Origin of the sequence: Nodosilinea sp. LEGE 06152, assembly GCF_015207525.1 — a bacterium.
Classification (GTDB): domain Bacteria; phylum Cyanobacteriota; class Cyanobacteriia; order Phormidesmidales; family Phormidesmidaceae; genus Nodosilinea.
Genome location: NZ_JADEWR010000022.1, coordinates 111,738 through 133,256, shown reverse-complemented (window position 1 = coordinate 133,256; position 21,519 = coordinate 111,738). Strand labels below are relative to the sequence as shown.

At 58.6% G+C, this 21,519-nt stretch carries 23 protein-coding genes and 2 tRNA genes; 12 read left to right on the top strand and 13 right to left on the bottom strand.

Annotated features, from left to right (window positions below; genetic code table 11):
• Positions 1–103 precede the first annotated feature (103 nt).
• Complete coding sequence (locus tag IQ265_RS23905; RefSeq protein WP_194058255.1) at positions 104–766, top strand: hypothetical protein; 663 nt, start codon at positions 104–106, stop codon at positions 764–766.
• 18 nt (positions 767–784) lie between these two features.
• On the opposite strand, the gene IQ265_RS23900 is transcribed toward IQ265_RS23905, so the two are convergent.
• Positions 785–1,336, bottom strand: a complete 552-nt coding sequence (locus IQ265_RS23900) for a superoxide dismutase family protein (protein WP_194058253.1) — start codon at positions 1,334–1,336, stop codon at positions 785–787.
• A 467-nt stretch (positions 1,337–1,803) separates the two neighbouring features.
• Here IQ265_RS23900 and IQ265_RS23895 point away from each other — a divergent pair, with 467 nt between their 5' ends.
• The 4 genes from IQ265_RS23895 to IQ265_RS23880 all read left to right on the top strand — a co-directional run bounded on the left by IQ265_RS23895 (position 1,804) and on the right by IQ265_RS23880 (position 6,200).
• Complete coding sequence (locus IQ265_RS23895; RefSeq protein WP_194058251.1) at positions 1,804–2,472, top strand: hypothetical protein; 669 nt, start codon at positions 1,804–1,806, stop codon at positions 2,470–2,472.
• Positions 2,469–3,110, top strand: a complete 642-nt coding sequence (locus IQ265_RS23890) for a hypothetical protein (protein WP_194058249.1) — start codon at positions 2,469–2,471, stop codon at positions 3,108–3,110. Before IQ265_RS23895 ends, IQ265_RS23890 begins: the two co-directional genes overlap by 4 nt.
• Entirely contained in the window at positions 3,107–5,008 is a 1,902-nt protein-coding gene (locus IQ265_RS23885; RefSeq protein WP_194058247.1) for a GUN4 domain-containing protein, read from the top strand. Before IQ265_RS23890 ends, IQ265_RS23885 begins: the two co-directional genes overlap by 4 nt.
• 325 nt (positions 5,009–5,333) lie before the next feature.
• Entirely contained in the window at positions 5,334–6,200 is an 867-nt protein-coding gene (locus tag IQ265_RS23880; RefSeq protein ID WP_194058245.1) for a hypothetical protein, read from the top strand.
• 119 nt (positions 6,201–6,319) lie between these two features.
• On the opposite strand, the gene IQ265_RS23875 is transcribed toward IQ265_RS23880, so the two are convergent.
• The 4 genes from IQ265_RS23875 to IQ265_RS23860 all read right to left on the bottom strand — a co-directional run bounded on the left by IQ265_RS23875 (position 6,320) and on the right by IQ265_RS23860 (position 9,658).
• Positions 6,320–6,874, bottom strand: a complete 555-nt coding sequence (locus IQ265_RS23875; RefSeq protein ID WP_194058243.1) for a hypothetical protein — start codon at positions 6,872–6,874, stop codon at positions 6,320–6,322.
• An 8-nt stretch (positions 6,875–6,882) separates the two neighbouring features.
• Complete coding sequence (locus tag IQ265_RS23870) at positions 6,883–7,902, bottom strand: hypothetical protein (RefSeq protein WP_194058241.1); 1,020 nt, start codon at positions 7,900–7,902, stop codon at positions 6,883–6,885.
• A 374-nt stretch (positions 7,903–8,276) separates the two neighbouring features.
• On the bottom strand, positions 8,277–8,882 hold the full coding sequence (locus tag IQ265_RS23865) for a cupin (RefSeq protein ID WP_194058239.1): 606 nt from the start codon (positions 8,880–8,882) through the stop codon (positions 8,277–8,279).
• 2 nt (positions 8,883–8,884) lie between these two features.
• Positions 8,885–9,658, bottom strand: a complete 774-nt coding sequence (locus IQ265_RS23860; protein WP_194058237.1) for a nuclear transport factor 2 family protein — start codon at positions 9,656–9,658, stop codon at positions 8,885–8,887.
• Between the two features lie 137 nt (positions 9,659–9,795).
• Between IQ265_RS23860 and murG the strand changes: the two genes are divergently transcribed.
• Positions 9,796–10,905, top strand: coding sequence for an undecaprenyldiphospho-muramoylpentapeptide beta-N-acetylglucosaminyltransferase (gene murG, locus IQ265_RS23855; protein WP_228038381.1), 1,110 nt, complete (start codon positions 9,796–9,798; stop codon positions 10,903–10,905).
• 24 nt (positions 10,906–10,929) lie between these two features.
• Here murG and IQ265_RS23850 read toward each other — a convergent pair whose 3' ends face one another.
• From IQ265_RS23850 to IQ265_RS23840, 3 genes are all read right to left on the bottom strand, one after another.
• Positions 10,930–11,505, bottom strand: a complete 576-nt coding sequence (locus IQ265_RS23850) for a thioredoxin domain-containing protein (RefSeq protein WP_228038379.1) — start codon at positions 11,503–11,505, stop codon at positions 10,930–10,932.
• Between the two features lie 137 nt (positions 11,506–11,642).
• Positions 11,643–12,065: a DUF4112 domain-containing protein gene (locus tag IQ265_RS23845; RefSeq protein WP_194058233.1), complete on the bottom strand. Its 423-nt coding sequence runs from the start codon at positions 12,063–12,065 to the stop codon at positions 11,643–11,645.
• A 352-nt stretch (positions 12,066–12,417) separates the two neighbouring features.
• Positions 12,418–12,663, bottom strand: a complete 246-nt coding sequence (locus IQ265_RS23840) for a hypothetical protein (RefSeq protein WP_194058231.1) — start codon at positions 12,661–12,663, stop codon at positions 12,418–12,420.
• A gap of 254 nt (positions 12,664–12,917) precedes the next feature.
• On the opposite strand from IQ265_RS23840, the gene IQ265_RS23835 reads away from it, so the two are divergent.
• Positions 12,918–13,511: a DUF1997 domain-containing protein gene (locus IQ265_RS23835; protein WP_194058229.1), complete on the top strand. Its 594-nt coding sequence runs from the start codon at positions 12,918–12,920 to the stop codon at positions 13,509–13,511.
• Positions 13,512–13,559: 48 nt separating this feature from the next.
• Here the strand turns inward: IQ265_RS23835 and IQ265_RS23830 are convergent, their stop codons facing one another.
• Positions 13,560–14,363: an SAM-dependent chlorinase/fluorinase gene (locus IQ265_RS23830; protein WP_194058227.1), complete on the bottom strand. Its 804-nt coding sequence runs from the start codon at positions 14,361–14,363 to the stop codon at positions 13,560–13,562.
• A gap of 118 nt (positions 14,364–14,481) precedes the next feature.
• Positions 14,482–14,997 carry a cyclic pyranopterin monophosphate synthase MoaC gene (moaC, locus tag IQ265_RS23825; protein ID WP_194058225.1) on the bottom strand — a complete coding sequence of 172 codons (516 nt, stop codon included), beginning with the start codon at positions 14,995–14,997 and terminating at the stop codon, positions 14,482–14,484.
• Between the two features lie 48 nt (positions 14,998–15,045).
• On the opposite strand from moaC, the gene IQ265_RS23820 reads away from it, so the two are divergent.
• Positions 15,046–15,119: transfer RNA gene (locus tag IQ265_RS23820), tRNA-Arg, on the top strand.
• 18 nt (positions 15,120–15,137) lie between these two features.
• Here the strand turns inward: IQ265_RS23820 and IQ265_RS23815 are convergent.
• Complete coding sequence (locus IQ265_RS23815; RefSeq protein ID WP_194058223.1) at positions 15,138–16,454, bottom strand: MFS transporter; 1,317 nt, start codon at positions 16,452–16,454, stop codon at positions 15,138–15,140.
• An 84-nt stretch (positions 16,455–16,538) separates the two neighbouring features.
• Here IQ265_RS23815 and IQ265_RS23810 point away from each other — a divergent pair, with 84 nt between their 5' ends.
• On the top strand, positions 16,539–17,036 hold the full coding sequence (locus tag IQ265_RS23810) for a DUF1643 domain-containing protein (protein ID WP_194058221.1): 498 nt from the start codon (positions 16,539–16,541) through the stop codon (positions 17,034–17,036).
• Positions 17,037–17,219: 183 nt separating this feature from the next.
• On the opposite strand, the gene IQ265_RS23805 is transcribed toward IQ265_RS23810, so the two are convergent.
• Both IQ265_RS23805 and IQ265_RS23800 read right to left on the bottom strand, forming a co-directional pair.
• Entirely contained in the window at positions 17,220–17,891 is a 672-nt protein-coding gene (locus tag IQ265_RS23805) for a rhomboid family intramembrane serine protease (protein WP_194058219.1), read from the bottom strand.
• Between the two features lie 170 nt (positions 17,892–18,061).
• Positions 18,062–18,134, bottom strand: a tRNA-Arg gene (locus tag IQ265_RS23800).
• Between the two features lie 264 nt (positions 18,135–18,398).
• On the opposite strand from IQ265_RS23800, the gene IQ265_RS23795 reads away from it, so the two are divergent.
• From IQ265_RS23795 to IQ265_RS23785, 3 genes are all read left to right on the top strand, one after another.
• Positions 18,399–19,067, top strand: a complete 669-nt coding sequence (locus IQ265_RS23795) for an Npun_F0813 family protein (RefSeq protein WP_194058217.1) — start codon at positions 18,399–18,401, stop codon at positions 19,065–19,067.
• A gap of 232 nt (positions 19,068–19,299) precedes the next feature.
• A complete protein-coding gene (locus IQ265_RS23790) occupies positions 19,300–20,292 on the top strand; it encodes a hypothetical protein (protein WP_228038377.1) in 993 nt (330 codons plus the stop codon).
• A gap of 69 nt (positions 20,293–20,361) precedes the next feature.
• Positions 20,362–21,516: a transposase gene (locus IQ265_RS23785; protein WP_194058215.1), complete on the top strand. Its 1,155-nt coding sequence runs from the start codon at positions 20,362–20,364 to the stop codon at positions 21,514–21,516.
• Positions 21,517–21,519: the final 3 nt, after the last annotated feature.

Below are 21,519 nucleotides of genomic sequence, written 5' to 3'. Positions count from 1 at the left end.
AATCTGTCCGTCGTTTGGTTTCGATCATCAATCTATCTTTGGCAGGTGTTTCTGCCCCTCATTGGCCTCAACAATTAAACAGAATGAAACGAGGCCAAACATCATGATTCGAACGCTGACGCTGTGGCTGATCTGGCTCGGCTTTATTGTTTATGTACTGTTTTTTGCACCCCCCTTACCAGCCGATGCGTTTCAACCGATTCAGTCGCTCCTAGCTGGGCAGATTCCAGCAATTAATCCCGTGCTTCTGTCGATGTTTAGCCTAGTTGGAATTTGGCTGCTGATCTATAGCAGTCTAATTTTTATAGATGGCAGAATGCAGTCGCTTCCAGCCTGGTTGTTTATGCTGGGGTCGGTCGCCACGGGTGTAATTGCCCTAATTCCCTACCTGGCTCTGCGTCAGCCCAATCAGGAGTTTAGCGGCGACTCAGACCCTGGGCTTGCGATTTTCGACTCGCGCACGACGGGTGTAATTTTAACTATCAGCGCGATCGCCCTGGTGCTTTTTGCCCTTTTATGGGGCGACTGGGCTGGCTTTGTGCAAGCATTTTTGACCAATCGCTTTGTCCACGGCATGAGCATTGCCTTTGGCTTGTTTTGTGTGCTGTTTCCTTACCCAACGCTGTTGCAGGATGACATGGCGCGGCGGGGGCTGTCGCCAAACTCTCAGCTGTTTTGGCTAATAGCCTGGGTGCCCCTCTTTGGCCCGCTTGCCTACCTTTGTCTGCGTCCTTCGCTACTGGCATTTCGCTTTCGCAATTCGTGAGGTGGGCTGAGGATAACTCTACCGATTGGGCACAATTACGCCACAGGCCAAGCGATCGCCGCTATCGCCTGCCGGATCGGTGAGGTAGTCATCAGGCCCCGAGTGAATGACAACGGCACTGCCGTCACTGTCGAACAGGCTGCGATCGCCTGCCTCTAGCGTAATCAGGTTGGTGGTTACGGTGTAGTCGGCGCTGCCGTCGGCCTCAATCCAAATATTGGGGAGGTCTCCGGCATGGGGGCCGTCGGGTTGGAGCAGGCCGTGGGCTGCTGCCGTTGGGTTAAAGTGCCCCCCAGCGGAGGAAAAATCGGGCGCGGTGCATTCCCCAGTCTCGTGGATGTGCAGGCCGTGCTCGCCCCTGACTTCGTCGGTTACGGCAGCGTCAAAGCCTTCTAGCCGCGTTTGAATTTGTACGCCATCTTCCACTGTTGTAAACTCAACCGTGCCAACTCGGTTGCCCTCGGCGTCCAACAGTTCGGCGATCGCGTCTGGCCCAGTTTGGGCTCCAGCGGGCAGCGAGAGAGCCGCTAAAACGGCGGTCAGCCCCAGGTGACCTATAAGCTTTTTCATGCCAAAATTTCCCCTCTTGCTTCAATTTAGGGGTTCATCCTAAAGAAGATGCAGCTCGCGGGTCATCTAACCCCTGAGAGATACCTCGGCCCGGCCCAGCTGTTGGCAGATGGCACTCCACTGAGCTTGGCTACTCACGACCGCCCTGAGATGGCTTGGTGCGATTGCCCCGCTGTGGCCCCCAATGTGGGTCAGCCTTGGCCTTCGCGTTTCAGTTCTGGTAACCATTCTCAACGACATTCAGACGCCGGAGATCATAGAAACGGGCACAGCAAAATTTTGTCATACCGTGCGAAATGGCGCTGGATTCCGCTGAAGTACCGTAATGGTATTGCTCTCGCCCGTTTCAGACGCGTCGTCTCAGGTCGGAAGGCAGTAACCATCTACTTTCCCGGCCCCTGTGCCTTGCCCCGTCCGTATTAGGCAGCGGCGGCGAGGTTCTAGAGCTACTCTCAACCCTAAACACCATGAGCTTTTTACGTCGATATCCAGCCCTGGCTGGGATAGTTTTAGTCTCAAATGTCTTAATCGCCTGCACGGGTATGCCGCCGATGGCACCGCAGCCAGAGCCACCGCCCGAAACTGGGGCAGGCATCACCGAACCGGCCGCCTCTGCGACTGGCTGGGCCGGTATTTTGGGGCCAATTTCGGCTCCTGAAAACTGGCAGGTTGAGCCCTGCGACAATGAAGTGCTGCTGTGTGTGGAGGCGAATGGCGAGCTGATTGGCAGCGTAGAACGCTTTAGCCACTCCATCAGCGATGTCAATCTCCAGGGCGGTGCCCCGGTTACAGCGGAGTCTCAGCGGCAGTTTCTACAGGCCTGGGTGGCCGACCACTACGCAGCCATTGAGGGCGATCGCAAGGTGGCTGACCCGGCCCTCACCTTTACAGGTGACTCCCCAGAAGATATCAATGTCGGCTCGCTGCCGGGGCTGCGCTACGGCTACACTGTCGCCCACCCCAACGGGGCGCTATTCGACCGGGGCATAGGCTATGTGGCTACCGATGGTGACCAGGTGTACGTCTTTGCCACCGGGGTGATTAGCGGCGACCCCAGCGGGTCTTTCTCCGATGAGGCGGCGTTGGAAGCGTTTGAACCTCATCTAGCCACCATTATTCAGGGGCTGCGGCTGTGAGCGCGTCTACCTCTCATCGAGCGATCGCCTCCAGGTCTCAGGCGGCTATATTTTTGGCGGCCTGGGTGTTGGCCAACCTGGTGGGCGGCTTTTTTGCCGGCTTTTTAGAAAACAACGGCCTGCAATTTATGGCCTCTTTGATCTTAACTGGAGCCATTGTGGGATCGCTGCAGTGGTTTGTACTAAGGCCCATGGGCGGCTTTCGCTGGTGGCCCTTGGCCAGTGCCCTGGGCTGGATTGTCAGCACCTTTCTGCAATCGCTGATGCAGGGCATCTATACCCCGGTGGCCGATGCCCTCTGGCGCACCTTTGGCCTGTGGGAGGTGTTTTGGCTGGTTGTGGTCATCGGACCACTGATGATCTGGGGCATGGCGATCGCCCAAATGCTGATCTTGAGCCACCGCGTTGGGCGTAGTGTTCTCGCCCAGGAAAATCGCCAAGTATGGGGCTGGCTTGTGGTCAGCCTGCTCGGTGGCGCAGCGATCGGCGGCGTTGGTGCCGCGTTGTGTGCAGCCTTTTGCCAGAGCCTGCCGCAGACGCTAGTGGGTTTGGTACAGGGCTTAGGCTGGGCCGTCTACGGCCTGATCACAGGACTTTGGTTAGTGGGGCCTTATTCCCCCTTGAAGGAGCAGGTATGAAAAGTTTGAAGTATTTTGGTTTGGGTTTGGCGCTGGCGGCTACTGTCGCCGGGCCAATGGGCACAGCGGTGCGGGCTCAGGTTGACCCCACTGGACAGCGAGTCAACTGGGCCCAGGCCCAGGCGGTAGATTTTGGAGCCCTGCGATCGCACCTGGTTGCCCAAAACTGGCGAGCTGCCGATGCCGAAACACGGCGAATTTTAGACCCCTGGATCCATCCCAACGGCGATATTTTAGGCACTCCCCTGGCCACCAACATTCCGCCCGAGGTGCTGCAAACCCTCGACCAGCTTTGGGTAGAGGCCAGCGGCGGCCGGTTTGGCTTCAGCGTGCAGCAGCAGATTTGGCAGGAGGCGAGGGAGCAAAATCCGGTGGATTCGGCGGTGGCGGCCAAGGTCTTTGGCGATCGCGTCGGCTGGACTCGCCCCCCCGGTGTGGAAGACCCCACCGTTATAGCTGGAGACTGGCTCACCGAGATGGAAATCAACTACTCCCTCAATGCGCCGGTGGGCCATCTGCCCTGGGCGGGGGTGAGCTGGGCGCAAATTTCAAAGCTGATGTCGGTTGAGAGCTGCGGCAGCTGCACCATCGACGCTATGTACGTGCAGGGTGAGCGGTTTACCCGCTACATACCGTTGCTGTTCAACTGGGTGGCAACCGCGATCGACATCCCCACACCGCAGGCAGGCTCGTGGCAGCGGGCGCAGCTGGCCCGGTCGATCGATCTCAAGTCGCTCTACGCCGAGTCGCAGTGCCCGGTGCGAGCGGTGTCGTCGGCGATTAGCCCCAACGGGGCGGTGATTGCGATCGGCAGCTACAGCTACGAGCGCTCCTGCGCCACACCGGGCGAAAGCGCGCTGGCCCTATGGAATGCCCAGCGCGGCAACCGCATTGTGACTCTGCACAGGGGGCCAGCTTTAGAAGCCTCGTCTCAGGGCACCCCGGCCCAGGAGCCCCCGACGGAGGGCGATCGCATCGTCGGTGATGTGGTCAACGCCGTCGCCTTTACCCCCGATAGCCAGTACGTGGCCGCAGGCATGTCCTACGGCGTGGTGCGGCTGTGGTCGACAATGACGGGCGAGCAGGCGCGAATTTTTGAGGGGCATAGGTACGCAGTACGCGCGATCGCAATCAGCCCCAACGGTCAAACTCTGGCCAGCGCCAGCTCCGACAACACGATCAAGCTCTGGAACCTGCAAACCGGGCAGCTGCTGCGAACCATGTCCACCAACGCCGCCGATGGCATAGTAAATACCCTGCTGTTTAGCCCCGACGGGCAGCGCTTGGCCACCGCCACCCAGCACAACACTCTACAGCTGTGGGATGCCACCACCGGGCAGCTGGTGCGCACCCTGGTCAACCGGGCCACCAACCTCTACCCACCGATGCCCCTCGCCTTTAGCGCTAACGGTCAGACCCTGGCCACCGCTGACAGCGACAATAGCGTCAAACTCTGGAACGCCCGCACCGGGGCACGCCAGATTACCCTCAAAGGCCACAGCGCCCCCGTTCGAGACCTGGCCTTTAGTCCAGATTCTCAGCGCCTCGCCACCAGCGACGGCACCACCGCCCGCCTGTGGAACCTGCAGACCTACGCCACCGCTCATACCCTGACGCTCAATCAGAGTGTGGGGCACCCGGTGCAGCCGACGAACCTGGGCGAAGTGGCCTTTAGCCCCGACGGCCAAACCCTGGCTGCCAGCACCCTGCTGCTGCCCCTAGTCGAAAGTGAGCCAATTCCCCGACAGGGCCTCACCCTGTGGGATGTGGCGACCGGGCAATCTCTAGAGCAAATCCATGGCGTAGGCCAGTTTCAGTTCAGTCCCGATGGGCAGTTTTTGCTGGCTGATGGACAGCGGATGCAGATCTGGCAGCCCTACAGCAGCCTGGTGCAGTAATCCTCTGCTGAATAACAGCCCGAATCTACGTAGGGGCAAACGGTCGTTTGCCCCCCGCGAGGAACTGTGACGGTCTAATTCCTCACCGAATGGGTACCGAATCGGGCTGCCAAAACTCTGATTCCTAACCGATCGCTGGTAGGGGGCATTGCACTGCAATGCCCCTACACATTGATGATATACAGACAGGCTTTGGGACGAGTTCCCCGCGTTTGACTCGTCTGCTTTGCCCCGTAACCAAATCTGTAACCGGGGCTACGGGTTCTCTGGGGCTGGCTATGGTGATGAAACTACACAACGTCTTGAAACTGTGGGGATTAAAACTATGACTTCTTTCACCTTCAAAACCAAAACTCTGATGGCGCTGGTGGGTCTGCTTGCCCTCGGCACTACGGCTGTCGGCGCAGTGGCCTGTGCCCCCCTGCCAGATTCTGGGGCCACCCCAGGCGAAACCGTCGAATCTCCCTCAAACTCAGAAGTTCCTCCCTACAGCGGAGAATTGGGCCAGGTGGATGACGTGCTGACGCCAGAGGTGCGAGAAACCATTCTGCAAACCGTCGCTGCCGACGTCGATCGCCCCGTTGCTGACCTGCGGATTGCCGCCGCCGAAACCGCCACCTGGGATGGCTGCATGGGCATCTACGTGCCCGATCAGATGTGCACCATGATCGCCATTTCGGGTTTGCGTCTGGTAGTTACCGATGGCGAGCAAAGCTGGGTCTACCACACCCGTGAAGATGGCCAGCAGGCGGTACAAAACTCTACCGCCAGCGGCAGCCAAAACAGTCTGATTACCGACTTCATTCCCCAGGTTGAGGGGCAACCCACTGAAACCCCGGAAGCCTATGTCTTTCGCTCAGTCGTTAGCGGCAGCCTGGCCGGTAGACAACAGGCCATCACCCTGTATAGCGATGGGCGACTGCTGCAGACCGAAGGGTCTACCCTGGTGGCCGACAGTCAGGTGACCCCCGAGCAGCTAGAGGCTTTTCAGCAGGTGCTAGAGGACCAGCGCTTCCCTAACCTGAACCGGATGCGCTACATCACCGATGCCGCCTTTGCCGACTACCCTACGGTGCGGCTCTCAACTCAATCTGCTCAGAGCGAATACATCGACCTGGCGATCGCCGATGCCCCGGTCGCTCTACAGGCCGTGGTGCAAGCCTGGGAAACTCTGGTTGCCGAAGCCCAGTAGACCAGCCGCGCGCATCTTAATTGAACAGCCACATTTGAGGGCGAATCACTAAGGACGAACAACCGTTCGCCCCTGCGAGGTGCGGGCTTTAGCTTAGGGTGGCCGAGCAATCAGCGAACTTAGCAGCCCGCATCGCCCTGTACAGGAATCGCTAGAGTGTTACCGTTCTGCTGAAGCTGTAGGGTGCCTTCGACCGCTACCGATTCAATTTCTCCGGGTTGGCCGAGGGTGGTGTCGACCTGGAGCTGAATGTCATCGTTCTGGCTGACAAAGGTTTGGGAGGTCTGCTGCCCGTAGAACTCTTCCCCCGCTGCTGCCGTGCGGCGAAAGCGGACAAATTCCCCGTTAATTTTCATCAGGGTAAAGCTGCTATTTGGGGGCTGAGCCAGACCATTAAAGAAAAGAAACCCCTCTGGTGGTGAGCCCTCGGACTGCTGCCAGAGGGTCATGCCGCAACCGCCGCCGTCCTGAGCAAATAGCTCATCTAGCGTAAATGCGTTGACCTCAAGGGTGTTTGTCTGGGGCGCAGGGGCGACTGAGGTATCAGTCGCAGGTGATTCGGGAGTGGGCGATCGCGAGTCAGCCGTACCGTCCTCAACCCGCTCGGCGGTTGGTGTGCAGGCAACCAGCCCCGCAAACAGAAGACCAGCCAGCGGCAGCAGTCGCACCTCCATAACGTCGCCTAGAATCGTTGGCCAATAAAGATCGATCGCACCTCGCCGTTGCGGCGAACCACCGCCTCTTCGTTGGAAACCGACACTAGACTCCAGCCGCTGCTGCCGACGCGTTCGCCGATGTAGACCCGCTGCGAAACGCCGTTGATCTCAAACAGGGCGGCTGAGCGATCGCCCAGTTCTAAAATTCCCACTAGGGCGTGAACTAGGGGAGCCGCCGCTGTGCTCTGGGGCGGAGCCGCCGGGGCCGTCGGGGCTGCTGGAGCAGGGGCCGTCGCCCCCGGCTGCGGTACCAGCGTAGGGGCACCCGCCGCCTGCTGTTGGGCCGCCGTCTGGTAGGGAATGTAGACCCGCTCGATCACGTTGACGGGGCCAGTGCCCAGACTGCCTACGGTGCCGCCAGCCCCCAGAGGTGGCAGCATAGGCGGGGTGGGCACAGCAACCCCGTTTGGAGCCTGAGCAACAGCGGTAGTGCCCAATTCACCGCGATCGACTTTGCCAGAAATCACCTCTAGCGATCGCTGAAGATAGGCCAAAAATTCTTCGTCCGACTGCTGGGCTGCGGTCTCCGCTGCCGGTCGCCCAAACGAAAGTCGATTGCCCTGCTGACCAAACCACAGCAGCCCGCCTACGCCCATCAGCGACAGGGCCGTAATGGCCAGCAGCATGCGATCGAACAGCTTGCCAAAGCGAGTTTTGGTCGGGGCTGAAGGCGGGGCCTGGCTAGCATCGTCAGCGTGGAAGAAGTCGATGGCGCTGCCCACCGGAGCCAGCGTGGTATCGGCGGTGGGGGGGGCTGCCGACTCGGCCGGAATATCTACAATCGGCGCAAGCGCCGTGGAGGCAGGCTCAGGAGACGCTTCTACCGCAGCCAGGGCGTCTTCATCGCCGTCTAAAATTTTGTCGACATCGTCAAACAGATCGGTAATTAAGCTGTCGGCGTAGGTAGTAACCAGAGCTTCTGGATCGACCGGGGTAGGCTCCTCGGGCGGCAAGGTGGCGGTGCTGTAGGCTTCTTCCTGGCTCATGGGTAATTTATCCTGGCGTTGGCAAAGGGAGATTTTAAGGTAACCATGTCGGTCACGCGGGAAGCTAAAACGAACCTGGTAAAACGCTAGAGCAGGCTAGATACAGCCCTCCAACGGACACTCCCCCCGATAGTCTGATGAAGTTTACCCCAAGTTGCCAAATCTTTCATCCACCGAGCATAAAACCCAACAATTTTCTGCGTTTCAACGACTCTCATGTAGAGTGGGCACTGCCCACCACAAACTGTGGATGAGAAGAAGTGATCGATGCTCTATCGCGATCGCTGACCGGAAAGACGACAGCCGGACGGTAATGCAGACCGTAGGGAGATGGTGGGCAATGCCCACCCTACGGGATCTTGAAGGTTTCTGATCTAGAACGGCTGGGCGGTTTGGGTGGCGAGGTCAAACTCATAGCGCTGAGCAAAATTGGTCACGCCATAGAGGTTAAACGACACCGTGGGTTCGCTGCCGAGAGCCTCGACGCTGTGAATGGCGTTGGCGGTGAGCGCCACTACATCCCCTGGCTGAAGCGTAATCTCGTCCACCAGGTCCAGATGGTCGGGTTGGTTGGGCTGAGGGTTGCGCCGCCAGAGGCAGTTGCGCTCTTGGCCGCCCACCAGCGCCACAATTCCCCAGGTGCCGTGGTTATGAATGGGCGAGGTTTGCCCCGGCAGCCACGACACCATCTGCACAGTGAGCGGAAACTGGTGCTCGCGGTAGAGAAAATTGACGCTCCAGCCGACGTTGGGGTCGGGAGCGCTGTACTCTAGCTGCAGCCAGTAGGAACTGACCAGCAGCTTGCGCACCAGTGGGGTGATCGCCTCCAGACGGCTGATATCGTCGTGAAAAATTTCGAGAATGTCTTCCAGCTCGGTCAAAAACCGATATAGGCGGTAGTACTTTCCCGGCTCTAGCGTTTCAGGATTGCCAAAGGCGCGATAGGTGCCATCGTCGCTGACGAGCCAGTTGTGTGCCATGGCTACTCAACTCGCACCCGGCGTGTCTCGACCACCATACCGTCTTCGCGAATGACCACGGTAGAAACCCAGCGGCTGTCGGGTTCGGCAGGGGCGGTGCCCACTTTGTATAGACCGCCCGAGCTGAGCAGGTCAAAGACCACCGGACGCGGCTCAAAAAAGTCTGTGGCGGTGACGCCCTCTTCGACGGCGACTCCCATCAGCGATCGCCCCTCCAATGGCTCTACCACAATCGTATCAAAGCTGTAGGTTTGCCCCGGAGTAAGGGTTGTAGGCAGCTGCACTTGCAGGGTGGGCGGGTTGGTGCCCGTCACCAAACGGCTGGTTTCGCTCAAAACTTCCTGGGAGGTAATTTGCCCGGCTTCGAGCTGCTGGCGCGAGGTGATATCGGCGGTAAGGGTGAGGGTGCGATCGGGGCGGGTTTGGGTGCCGGTGACCGTGGTGCGAGTCTCAAGGCTGTAGCGATCGGGACCATTGGCCTGCCAGCTGAGCAGCTCAATGTCGTAGGTGATGTCGGGATACTGCTGCCAGAGGGTTTCGAGGGTTTGGCGCAGCTGGCCGTAGTCGAAGCCAGTGTCGCTCGAAAACGACTCGCTGTAGAACGCCATCACGGCATCGAGATTGCGATCGCTGGCCGCTGTCTCTAGCTCACTGAGCACGCGCTGCACCTCAGCGGGGGCCGCCTGGGCGACGACGGTTGCATTGGCCTGGGCCACGGGTGCGATCGCCCCAGCTCCAAGGCCCAGGGCCCCTGTTCCCAGAGCCACTGTGGCCATCAATCCTAGGCTCCACTGTCCGATTAAACCGTTAGCCACGCTTACCGCCCTCGATACCACAAATACTCCGTCTACCTTATATCAACCGACAGGGAGTTGGTATAGTTAGAGTCGTTTTCAGCGTCGAGGGTGTTCCCTTGTCCCAAGCATCTACCTCCGTGGCTCCTCAGGCCGCATCGCCCCGGCTGCTGGTAGCCGCCAGCGGCACCGGCGGGCATCTATTTCCGGCGATCGCCACCGCTGAGGCCCTGCTTCAGGAGGGTTACAGCATTGAGTGGCTGGGAGTGCCCGATCGCCTCGAAACTACCCTGGTACCCGATCACTTCCCGCTGCATACGGTGCGCATGGGAGGGTTTCAGAGCAAAGCTGGGCTGGGCAGCCTCAGAACTTTAGGACAGTTTGGCAAAGCGACGGTGCAGGTGCGCGCGCTGCTAGAGCGGGGCAACTTTGACGGCGTATTCACTACTGGCGGCTACATTGCCGCTCCGGCGATCATTGCGGCGCGATCGCTGGGCCTGCCCGCTGTACTACACGAGTCGAATGCTCTACCAGGCAAAGTCACCCGTTGGCTGAGCCCCTGGTGTACTACCGTTGCCCTGGGCTTTGAGGCCACCCGCGATCGCCTCCCCAAGGCCAAAACTGTGGTGGTGGGCACCCCCGTACGCGACGAGTTTCTCACCCCAGAGCCGCCCGTTTTAACCGATCCCGTCATTCCCGCTGGCGTGCCGCTGATTGTGGTAGTGGGCGGCAGCCAGGGTGCTGTCGCCGTCAACCAGCTGGTGCGGGCCGCCGCCCCCGCCTGGATTGAAGCGGGCGCGTGGATTGTGCATCAAACCGGCAGCAACGACCCCGAAGCGAATAGCTACAGCCACCCTCACTACATTCATCGCCCCTTTTTTAGCGCTATGGCCGCCCTCATGCATCGGGCAACTCTAGCCATCGGTCGCTCCGGGGCGGGCACCCTCACGGAGCTAGCCATTTCGCACACGCCCTCAATTCTGATTCCCTACCCGTTTGCGGCAGAAGACCACCAGACGGTCAATGCAAAAGCCTTTGTTGATGCCCACGCCGCTCTAATGTTGAGCCAAAGCCAGATCGTCGCCTCAGAATTTCAGGCCCTAGTGCTTGATTTGCTGGCGGAGCCCCAACAACTAGACTCGATGGCCGCAGCAGCCGGTAGCTTAGCCACTGCCGATAGCGCTACAAAACTAGCCGATTTGATTCAGCAGGTTGTACTAAACCGTTAGGTTGTTTCCAAAGCGCAGGTATGGCTACAGTATTGGGTCTATAACCGCTTGCCAATCGCTGAGCGTAGAGCTTGACTCTAGCTCAGGTACAGGGCTGCCGTTGATGAAAATAGTCGGCGTGGACCATACCCCGCGACTGATGGCGTAGCGAACAGAGGCCTTAGCCAGACTCGCCACTGCTCCCTTCTCATCGCTGATTTGCTGGGCCAGATCGCTGTTTTTCCAGGCTGGATCAAACTTAGTGGCTAGATCTTCGACTAGCTGGCGCAGGTCTTGACGGGTTTTATGGTCAAAGGCGTCTTGGGCGTAGTCGGCCTGGTGCTCATAGAGATGGCTCATAAACTGCCAGGCCTGCTGCGGGTCGTTCCCCGCGATCGCCACCACGGCTTTAGTCATATCCCAACTCTGGCGATGGTCGCACAGCACGATGGGGTGAGCCGTTATGGCGACACTTTCGCCCTCGTAGTGGTTAGCGACCGCCAGAACCGTGGGCCAGGCCTTTTTGGAAAAAGGACATTCCAGATCGATAAAAACCTCGATTTGCACGGGGGCGTCGCCAGATCCCAAACGAAACCCACTGGGACGTGACGGAACAGGCATTGACATGATTGAGCAGTCTTAACAGCATCTGACGGCAGTTTATGAGACTACGACCAGCGCTGTTACCCTCGCAGGGCAGGTTGATACATAAAAAAAACGAGAAGCGATCGCATGGAGATCTGCGATCGCTCCCCAAATCATGTGTAAACTTCACCATCTCGAACGCTGTTCAAATTGAGGTCGTCTGCGTCTTCTAGCGCAGTTGACTCGCATTGCAGGTGAGCTTCTAACAGCTTCAAGTTTCGCACGTTCGACTTGTAGAAAGCGTCAAACAGGTCACCCACCAGCGGCACGGTGCCCACGACGGCTTCCAGGCCGATATTAAAGACCATTTGCGCCAAAATGCCCCTGGGCAAACGAAACCGGGCTGCCAAAACGATCACGTAGGCTGATATGGCGGTGGCGATCAAATCGCCTAGCCCAGGTATTAGCCCCAGCACCGGGTCCCAGCCAACTTTTAGCCCCAAAACGGGAATTTTGAAGGCCGTATCCATCAACCGACTAATGCGACGGATGCGGTTTAGGTTTCTGAGTTGAGAGGCGGTATTAACGGTATTCATGGGTTAATACTGCCAGCTATGGCTAGTCATTGTCTTATCTCAAAAGAAGGAAAAAAGCCTGGTGAATGCTTGGATCACATCTACCCTATGGGATCGCACCTCAAATTAGTTGGCCTTTTAATTGGCTTTTTGATCGAACCCTTGGGGGTGTTGCTGAATTGAAACACGAATTTAGGTAGGGGCAAACGGCTGTTTGCCCCTGCAAGAGATGTTGCGGTTTTGATTCATACCTGTATCCAGTGATGCCCGAACCCTCAGGTAACAGATTGGTGCTCTTTTTCTTGGTGCTCTTTTTAGGTTGGCTAAGTTCATCCCTACGCATCGGCTGATCGGATTCAGACTTTGCCTTGAGCTACTTGGCCAACTGGGTGGCCTCGGAATGAGCAGCGGTTCGAGTCGTCAACGGCTGAAGATGGAAGCCCACCACCTGTTGCCCACGACAGTAAATGCCCAGCTTGGGGCGAACTTCAAAGGCGGGGGTGGCGTCTTTCTGCGCCTCAGCCTCGGTGTAGAGCCAGTAGCCCTTTGGCCCAGCTACTAGCTGCACCGGAGTCTCTTTGGTGCGAGAAATCAGCACGTGAGTTGGGGTAAATGTCATTGCGGTCTCCTGGGGTGCAAGCCCCTTAATAAGCAGTAACTCTATGTAACGCCCTCTCAGAAAAAGCTGAAATCGTAGGAGCCGAATCTCCGCAGGGAGGATCTCCCTATCTCTACAAGTGCAAAGTCGTTTAGGGTGCCCAACGGTGCCTGGCGAACCTCACGAAACCTGAAAGACGTACTAAATTGTTAAACATAGGTTACAAAACTTCATCTGCCCTGGGTGGTACCCCGTTTTCAGGTAGCGTTTTTTCTATGCAAGAATTTCACGCCAGTCAAAATTTGCGTCTGCGGGTGCCCAACGAGGCCATTCCCATTGAGCATTACCTGCGGCAGCCCCAGCGCCTGGTACAGGCCATTACCGACCCGCGCCGTATCGAGCTGATTGGTGATGGCGTCTATCGACTGAGCCTGCGCCCTCTACAGTTTTTGGGCATTAGCATCGAACCCACTGCCGACTTGCAGGTGCGATCGCAGGCCGATGGCACGCTAACGCTAGAGTCGGTGGGCTGCCAGGTCAAAGGGCCTGACTATCTCAGCTTTGTCAACGATTCCTTTGGGATGGCGTTGCAGGGCACCCTTACCCCCCAGCGCCACGACCACTACACCGAACTCCAGGGCCGCGCCGATCTGCAAATTCACATCGAGCTGCCGCCCCCGATTCGCTTTATGCCCGACCCCGTGCTCGATCGCGCCGGTAAGACTTTCCTCAGCGGCATTCTCGGCACCATCAAGCACCGCATCGAACGGCAGCTGGTTGAAGATTACCGGTCCTGGGTGGCGACAACCCACGCTCAGCCAGAGGTGAGTGGTCAGGGGTCGCTGCGCGGTCGGGCTGTAGGGGGATAGTGGGAGAGTGGGCAAGTAGGAGGGTGGGAGAGTAGGAGGGTGGATGGGTCAATGTGAGTTGTTTTTGGCTCTAGTGGGTGAATGAGTTATAGAAATGCAATCGCCTACCGCTAGCCCAAACCGCTCTTTGGCACTGCCCTGGTTGACGGCAATTTCGACAAATCCGTGACTGCCTACTAGGGCTAGTCCTTCCCCAGGAGGCACTTCGCCGTAGGTTTTGCCGCTCAGCAGAGTGGTTTCTCCTAGGGTCAGCGTCCAGTTGTCAGATTCCACCGCGCTACCGGAAATGGTGGTGGCGGCATTGCCAAAGCGATCGATGTATTGCACCACGCCTTCCCAACCTGTTGCGGTGCCAACTGGAGCAGGTAGCGGCAGTGTTTTCAGGGATTGGGGATCGATAGCTGGCCCCAGGCGCTCGATGGGCACGCCGTTGGCTAGGTGTGCGGCCGCTGGGGCAAAAATGTCGCGTCCGTGGAAGGTGGTGCTGGGCTGGGGAACCCGCCAGTACTCAGCATTGGCCAGTTCCACAGCGTTCAGAATGGGGGTACCTTCTACAATACCGCCGAGCACGCCGTTGTCTGGCCCTACTAGATACCCCTGGCTAGTCTGCACCGCCACGGCCCGCCGCTGGGTGCCTACCCCCGGATCGACTACCACCAGGTAAACGGTGCCCGGTGGCATGTAGGGATAGGCGCTCAGCAGCGTGAAGCGAGCAGCGTAGAGATCCTGTGGCGGCAGGTCGTGGGTGATGTTAATGGTTTGGGCCGTGGGGCATATCCCTGCAATCACCCCCTTCATTACGCCCACATAGCTGTCTTGGGTGCCAAAGTCGGTGATAAGAGCGATGAGCATGCGATCGCCACAGTCAAAGAACAGTCTGCAATTCTTATTTTGTCGCCGTTTCTTCGACTCCGCTCGGGCAACGACGGTAGGCTGCTCAGGGGCCTATTGACTGGCCCATGCTCGAGATTTAGCTCTCCACCACTCGGTAGTCGCCTGACTTACCGCCGGTTTTGCTAAGCAGGCGAATGCTGCGGATCTCGATCGCCTTTTCGAGTCCCTTGGCCATATCGTAGAGGGTGAGGGCAGCGACGGTGGCAGCGGTGAGTGCCTCCATTTCGACCCCAGTTTCAGCCTTAATTTTGACCGTGGCCTGAATGCGGTAGCCGGGCAGGGTTTGGTCGGCAGTAAGCTGCACCTCCACCTTTTGAATCGGCAACGGGTGACAGAGGGGAATCAGGTGGGCCGTCTGCTTGGCGGCCATGATGCCAGCAATGCGGGCCGTGCCCAGCACATCGCCCTTGGGGGCGTTACCTGCCTCGATCGTGTTTAGGGTTTGGGGCTGCATGACCACAACGGCCTCAGCGACGGCCTCGCGCACAGTCTGGGGCTTGGCGGCGACATCCACCATTCGGGCCTGGCCCCGGGCATCGAGATGGGTCAGCGCCGACGATGACGAACTCGCCCCTGGAGAATTATTTGTCATAGGTACAAATTTGGCAAAAGAACATGCTAGTATAAGAAGCCTGCACAGGGGCGTGTAGCTCAGTGGACTAGAGCACGTGGCTACGGACCACGGTGTCGGGGGTTCGAATCCCTCCTCGCCCGTTTAACTCAACAGCTAGGTTATCCTGCCTTACTAGAGCGTGGATCGGATAACTCTATGGCATAGACATCTCGGCCGCGTCCTAGGGCAAACCGTAGGGAGTGGCCGAGATCTTTGCTATTGGCGGTGACAAAAATTACCAGCCCCACCAGGGTCATGACGCCCGAGAGGCCAAAAATGCCCCGGTAGCCCAGCTGATCGGCAATGGTGCCAAAGATAGGGCCAGCCAGGGCAATACCCACATCAAAGCCGACCATGGCCAGGCCAAAGGTGCGACCGCGATCGCTAGCGGTCGAGCGATCGCCCATCAGCGTTGCAATCATGGGAATCAGCGTGCCACCCGCGAACCCTTGAATAAACCCGGCCAGCAGGAACATCGGCGTGCTGCGGGCCAGCCAAAATACGCCCATGCCCAGGCTGTAAGCCAGCAGGCTAACGGTAATGAACCGCCCCCGTCCGTAGCGATCGGAGGCCCGCCCCACCACCAGCCGCGACATAAAGCTGGCCATAGCCGACGCGCTGTAGATCAGCCCCACGTTCAAAGCCAGGCCCGCCTCGCGCACGTACAGCGGCACAAAGGTGCTGATGGTGCCAAAGGCCAGCCCCACCAGCAGCAAAATTATCGCGGGAGTGCGCACCCGCCCGCTCCACAGCTGACCCCAAAATTCCTTTGAGCCCGCGTCTTTGGCTTCGTCTCGGGGCTGGTACGGCTCGTGCAGCCGCGCCACCAGCAGCAGTCCGGCAATGCCCAGCACCCCCATCGCCAAAAACGCTGTCGTAAACCCTGTTGCCTCGTAGAGAAAGCCGCCAAGGGCAGGCCCCAGAGCCAGGCCAATCGGGTTGACCAGAGTCATGTAGCCAATCAGCTCGCCCCGGTTAGCGGGCGGAGCCAGATCGAGCACCAGGGCGCTGTAGGCCACCACAAAGGCGGCAATGCTCAGCCCGTGGAAGGCGCGAATAGCCATCAGCGCCAAAATTGAGGTGTCGAGGTTGAGGGTGTAGCCCGCCAGCGCCAGGGGCACGATCGCGCGGGGCAAAAACAGCACCAGCAGGTAGCCAAAGGGGGCGATCGCGATCGCACTCAGCCCCACCATCAGCACTACTTTACGGCCCCGCTCGTCGGCCAGCCGCGACAGGTAAGGCCGCGCCAGCAGCAGCCCAATGGCAAACGACGCCATCACCACGCCAATTTGCTGACCGCTGCCGCCCAGGGTCGCAATAAACAGCGGCAGTGTCGGCAGCAGCCCGGCCAGCCCGGCCCAAAAACATAGCCCAGCGGCAAACAGCACCGTCAAATTAGTGCGCACCGATGGGCTAAAGGTTGAGAAAATAGTCAAAACGGTCGTTCTCCGAGTAGAGTGCTGGGTGCTTAGCGCTGCCACGGTTGGAACCACCGCGCCCCACTCTTTCAATGTAAACAAATGTTGCAGGCTTCGGCTATAGAGCGCACGGCTACCTTTGACTCTACGGGTCACTACCGCTACAGCCTGAGTCGACGGTGGAGCGCTGCCCCCGTCCTGGCCGTTATCATGCTAAATCCTAGCCAGGCCGACGGTAGCGTAGACGACCCGACCATTCGACGCTGCATGGGGCTGGCCAATGGCTGGGGCTTTGGAGCGATCGCGGTGGTCAACCTGTTCGCCTACCGCAGCCCCCATCCCCAAGTGCTGCGCCAGGCTGCCGATCCCATCGGTCCGGAGAATGACGCCGCGCTAAGCGAGGCCGCTAGCCAGGCCGATCGCATTCTGCTGGCCTGGGGAAACTGGGGCAGCTGGCAGGGCCGCGATCGCGTCGTACTCAACCTGTTGGCTGCCTTCCACCCTCAATGCCATTGCCTAGGCCGCAACCTCACTGGCCAACCCCGCCACCCCCTCTATGTGCCCCAGAGCATCTCCCTCCAGCCCTGGCGGGAGGGCTAGGCAAGGCAGCGGGCAAAAACAGTCAGGACTCGCGGGTTGATGGTGTGTTGGGTGGTCAGGTTTCGACTTCGCTCAACCTTCGGGGGCTCGATCTCTAGCGATCGAGGACTAAGTGAAGTCACTGCCCTCAGACAGTCGTTGCCAACGCGCAGCATCTCCCCCGCTCCCCATCCCCTCATCTCTCTACTTCCGTCGCTCCGGCTCCTGATACACCCCGTAAGCGGCCAAAATGCCCAGCAAAAACCCAAACAAATGCCCCCACCAGGCCACCATCGGCTGGTTAGGAAACATGCCAAAAATGAAATAGCTGTAGTTAATCAGCACAAACATCGAGATCAGCAGCGGCACCACCCGCCGCTCTAGCCAGCCAATACACAGCAGGTAGCCAAACAGCGTGTAGACCACTCCGCTCAGGCCGTGAACGCTGCTGGGACCAAGCAGCCAGGCCGCGACACCCCCGCCCAGCCAGCCGATCAGCAGGGTAATCCAGTAGTCGCGGCGGCTTTTGGCCAAAATCAGCCAGCTAAAGATCAAAAAACCAATCGTGTTGCCAATTAGGTGGGCAAAGCCAGAGTGAGAAATGGCCGACAGAAAAATGCCCGGTATTCCCTCGATGCTGCGGGGGTGCAGGGGCAGGTTCCAGCGGCCGCCAAACACCGCCTGGTCGACAATTTCCTGTATCCAAGGAATCGCTACCAGGTAGACAGGTAAAAGCGCGTTGCCCTTCAACCGTTGGCTCCAGCTTTGAGGTGCAGGGGCTGGTTTGTCGGCCCCGCGCGAAGTGGCCGGAGGCACGCCAGTGTTGAGTTCTGCCTCTAGTTTTTTGAGTTTGGCCTGTAGGTCTGCGTCGTCCAAAGGGGTTTGCCTGTCTTAAGTTTGGAACTATAGCCAGAGTAGCGTTTTCACTCCCTCACTGCCCAGTGCTCAAGACCGGGAAAGCCATGGGTGAAAGACTTGAACCAGCGCTGGGGTAAGCCGCCCTTAGGAACTCTCAGCCAAGACCGCAACCTTGATTCAGCAAACAACGGGCCATGCTGGACTCGAACCAGCGACCGACCGCTTAGAAGGCGGTTGCTCTATCCGCTGAGCTAATGGCCCTAACCTAACCACTCTACATTTTAGGGGGTGTCGGTTGCTCTCAGGGCAGACTAGGGCGAATAGAATATTGAAAAAACAACGGCGAACGCTGCCAAGGCGGTGAGTACCGCTAAAATAAATCACCTACTTTCTAGATCTCACTATTTGCGAGGGGTTGCCCAGCTTTATCCCATCACGATGACGCAGTAATAAGGGTGCGGTTTACCGTTGCAGCCGCCGCCTACTGCAGGTACTCACCTCAGTTAGGAGTCAGCAGGCCATAACATGTTTATCCTCAAGCGGCAGGATGTTGACATCAAAACGATGCACCATCCTCAAAAAGATCAGCAAATTCCAATTTTGTCGTACCAGGGGCAAACCTTTCGGCTGCTGAGCGTGTTTACCGCCGCCCAGGAAGACGATGCCAGAGCGCTGTGGCGCGACCTGACCGACAACCGGGGCAAAGCCTGTGTGCTGCTTGAAGAACCCGAGCGCTTTAGTATTTGGGGCAAAATTCGCCTCGATCAGTTTGATGATGCGGGGCCAGATACAGGTACCCCACCGGCGGAGGCCACCTATATTAAGGCCTGCCTGCTGATGCTGCAGGTGCTGTATATGGATGTGGAAGATCTGCTGGGGGCCAAGCAGGCTCGTCAGTTTGAAGGCGATATTAGCAAGGTGTTCGCGGCCTGGAAGTTTCCCCAGGCGGTAACTCCCGATGCGGTGAAAAACCTGCTCACCGTAGATCCGCTGGCCATGCCCCAGCTGCCCCCCTGGCAAGACCACCACCTGCACCGGCTCCTGGAAGAAACCCATCGGGTTGGCAAAGACTACTTTGGTAACGCCAACTTTGCCGATCGCGCCCTGGAGGCGGTCGAAGACCTCACCGCTAACGAGCAAGCCCTGTTTCGGCGGTGGCTGCAGCAGTCTCCGAGCGGCAAGCTATGGGCGTAGCGGGCGCATGGCCGACGCTAGAGTTTAAGAATTATTGCTCTGGGCGACTAAATCAGACGTATTCTTGCAGACTGACCGCCCATCGGCGGAGGGAGTCGATACAATTCAGTCGTTGCGCTGGGCACTCTACCGAGGCCGCGCTGCTGTGGCGATGGTCACGGTTTGCCCCTCAAGGGGCCATCGCTAGTTTTTGGTCGGCTCTGATGCCGTTGAGTTCCTTAGGAGTGAACCCTTGAGCAAGTCATCAACCCCTTCGTCTGCCAGTTCCTTGTCGACTCCGCTGTTAGTGGGGGTCTGTATTGCCTGGGGCGTCGTTACGCTTTTGTTCTTTTTGCTGTTTACGGCTCCGGGGGAAGATGGTGCCCAGCCTGCCTGGTTTTTGCTGGGTATTAACCTGCTCGAAACGGGGGCGTTTTTCTTGTCTGGGCTGCTGTGCTTTCGCAACTGGCGCAGTGCTCAAATTGTCAGTGGACGCAACGTCTGGTTTTGGATTGGCCTGGGGCTGCTGTTCTACGTGCTGGGCAATGTGATGTTCTTTCTCTGGGGCAACATCTGGGAACTCGACCCGGCGGTATCTCTAGGCGATTTCTTTTACATCTTTAGCTACATTTTTTTGGCCGCAGGCATGTTTAAGGCGGTGCTGCCCCGACGCCTCAATTTGGAGTTGCCCCAGTGGCTGATGGTGGTTGGCATTGGTCTGGGCGGCATTTTGCTGACAATTTTTGTCAACCTGGCGGCTGCCGAGGCGGCAGTGGTACCCGGTGCGCCAGCGCCAACGCTGTATCTGGCCCAAACCGCTGCCCCCGAAGCCGCCCCTGAGGCTGCCCCTGAGGCTGTGCCCCCCGCCGTGCCACCGGTAGCGGAGAGTTCATCGGCACCCGATTGGGTACTGCAGCTCGATGGGGTGCTCGAACCGCTGGCCGATGGGGTGGGTCTGCTGTACCTGATTGGCGATGTTGTGCTGCTGATTATTGCGGGCACGCTGCTGGTGGCCTTTTGGGGCGGTCGCTACTCGCAGTCTTGGAAACTGATTGCGATCGCAGCCTTCTGTCTTTACATCGCCGACATGTTTTTTGCCTACGCCGTCAACACCGACACCTACATAGAAGGCAGCCTGTGGGAAGTCTTTTGGACGTTTTCGGCGGTGTTCTTTGGTTTGGGTGCTGTAGTTGAGCACGCAATTTCTCTAAACTCTCGGCGCAGCCCCCGACGGCGACGCGGCTAGAGCCACCGACGGGTTCTACAGAGATATTAGCCTTAAGATATTAGATGGCATTGTTACGGAACCCAAGGCATGGCACCCAAAAAGCTGACTGAGGCTGACAAGACATCTATCTTGAGCCTGTACCGCCAGCCCCAGGAGACAACCTCTACACTGGCGGAGCGCTACGGGGTCAGTAATAGCACCATTAGTCGCTTGCTCAAGGCCAGCCTGCCCGAAGATGAGTACAGCATTCTCATTCAGCAAAAGCGCGGCACTACCGATAAAGTTACGGTGCCCCCTGCCCTGCCCCAAGCCGACGCTCCGGCCAAAGCTAAGCCCCGTCGCCAGAAGACTGCCGACCCTGACCCGGAGGTGTCGGTTCCGGCGGCTGATTTAGAGTCAGCGAATTTAGCGCCAGGAGCTTTAGAACGAGGGACTTTAGAACTAGAGGATTTAGAGCCAGGAAATTTAGAACTAGAGGATCTAGAGCCAGCTAGCCCAGCCCTACTTGCTGTTGACAAAGCCCCGGCACCGCCTGCTAAACCCACCCGCAAGCGGCGATCGAGTGGGGAGGAAGCACCCGCTGTCGAAGCCGAGCCTGAGCCTGAGGTCGTTGTTGAAGTTCCGCCTGAACCCACACAGCTGTCGATTCCTGACCCGGCTCCGGCGGTGCCAGAAAAACCGGCCCGCCCAGTGCTGAAGTCGGCTCAGGCGGTGGCTCCAGTCGCTGCTGTGCTTGAGGCTGACGAGACGATTGAAGCCACTAACGACCTCGACGACGACTGGGACGACGCTGTTCTCGGCGACGACTACGGCGATGACGATGACGAGGGCGACGATGACGAAGGCTATGCCTGGGAAGGCAGCGATCGCGCCACCCCCAACCTCGGCATCCTAGAGATCTCGCCGCTCACCGCCGATGCGCTGCCGCCCCTGTGCTACGTGGTCGTTGAGCGCACCTCGTCGGAGCTGGTGGTGCTGCCCCTGCGTACCTTTGCCGATCTGGGTCAAATTCCTGAGGCCGAAGGCGATTCGCGCACCCTGCCTGTGTTTGAAAACCACAATGTAGCCCGCCGCTTTTCGCGCCGCAACCAGCGGGTGGTCAAGGTGCCCGATGGCAGCCTGCTGCAAACCACCAGCCCTTACCTACAGGCCAAAGGCATTACCCGCCTGCTGATCGACGGGCAGGTGTTTTCGCTGGGTTCAGACCCGGTAGAACCGCTGATCTCCGGCGCAGACGAGTAGTCT

Coding starts and splice junctions, on each gene's coding strand:
- IQ265_RS23905 (WP_194058255.1), top strand. CDS start 104: ATGATTCGAACGCTGACGCTGTGGCTGATCTGGCTCGGCTTTATTGTT.
- IQ265_RS23900 (WP_194058253.1), bottom strand. CDS start 1,336: ATGAAAAAGCTTATAGGTCACCTGGGGCTGACCGCCGTTTTAGCGGCT.
- IQ265_RS23895 (WP_194058251.1), top strand. CDS start 1,804: ATGAGCTTTTTACGTCGATATCCAGCCCTGGCTGGGATAGTTTTAGTC.
- IQ265_RS23885 (WP_194058247.1), top strand. CDS start 3,107: ATGAAAAGTTTGAAGTATTTTGGTTTGGGTTTGGCGCTGGCGGCTACT.
- IQ265_RS23880 (WP_194058245.1), top strand. CDS start 5,334: ATGACTTCTTTCACCTTCAAAACCAAAACTCTGATGGCGCTGGTGGGT.
- IQ265_RS23875 (WP_194058243.1), bottom strand. CDS start 6,874: ATGGAGGTGCGACTGCTGCCGCTGGCTGGTCTTCTGTTTGCGGGGCTG.
- IQ265_RS23870 (WP_194058241.1), bottom strand. CDS start 7,902: ATGAGCCAGGAAGAAGCCTACAGCACCGCCACCTTGCCGCCCGAGGAG.
- IQ265_RS23865 (WP_194058239.1), bottom strand. CDS start 8,882: ATGGCACACAACTGGCTCGTCAGCGACGATGGCACCTATCGCGCCTTT.
- IQ265_RS23860 (WP_194058237.1), bottom strand. CDS start 9,658: ATGGCCACAGTGGCTCTGGGAACAGGGGCCCTGGGCCTTGGAGCTGGG.
- IQ265_RS23850 (WP_228038379.1), bottom strand. CDS start 11,505: ATGCCTGTTCCGTCACGTCCCAGTGGGTTTCGTTTGGGATCTGGCGAC.
- IQ265_RS23845 (WP_194058233.1), bottom strand. CDS start 12,065: ATGAATACCGTTAATACCGCCTCTCAACTCAGAAACCTAAACCGCATC.
- IQ265_RS23840 (WP_194058231.1), bottom strand. CDS start 12,663: ATGACATTTACCCCAACTCACGTGCTGATTTCTCGCACCAAAGAGACT.
- IQ265_RS23835 (WP_194058229.1), top strand. CDS start 12,918: ATGCAAGAATTTCACGCCAGTCAAAATTTGCGTCTGCGGGTGCCCAAC.
- IQ265_RS23830 (WP_194058227.1), bottom strand. CDS start 14,363: ATGCTCATCGCTCTTATCACCGACTTTGGCACCCAAGACAGCTATGTG.
- moaC (WP_194058225.1), bottom strand. CDS start 14,997: ATGACAAATAATTCTCCAGGGGCGAGTTCGTCATCGTCGGCGCTGACC.
- IQ265_RS23810 (WP_194058221.1), top strand. CDS start 16,539: ATGTTGCAGGCTTCGGCTATAGAGCGCACGGCTACCTTTGACTCTACG.
- IQ265_RS23795 (WP_194058217.1), top strand. CDS start 18,399: ATGTTTATCCTCAAGCGGCAGGATGTTGACATCAAAACGATGCACCAT.
- IQ265_RS23785 (WP_194058215.1), top strand. CDS start 20,362: ATGGCACCCAAAAAGCTGACTGAGGCTGACAAGACATCTATCTTGAGC.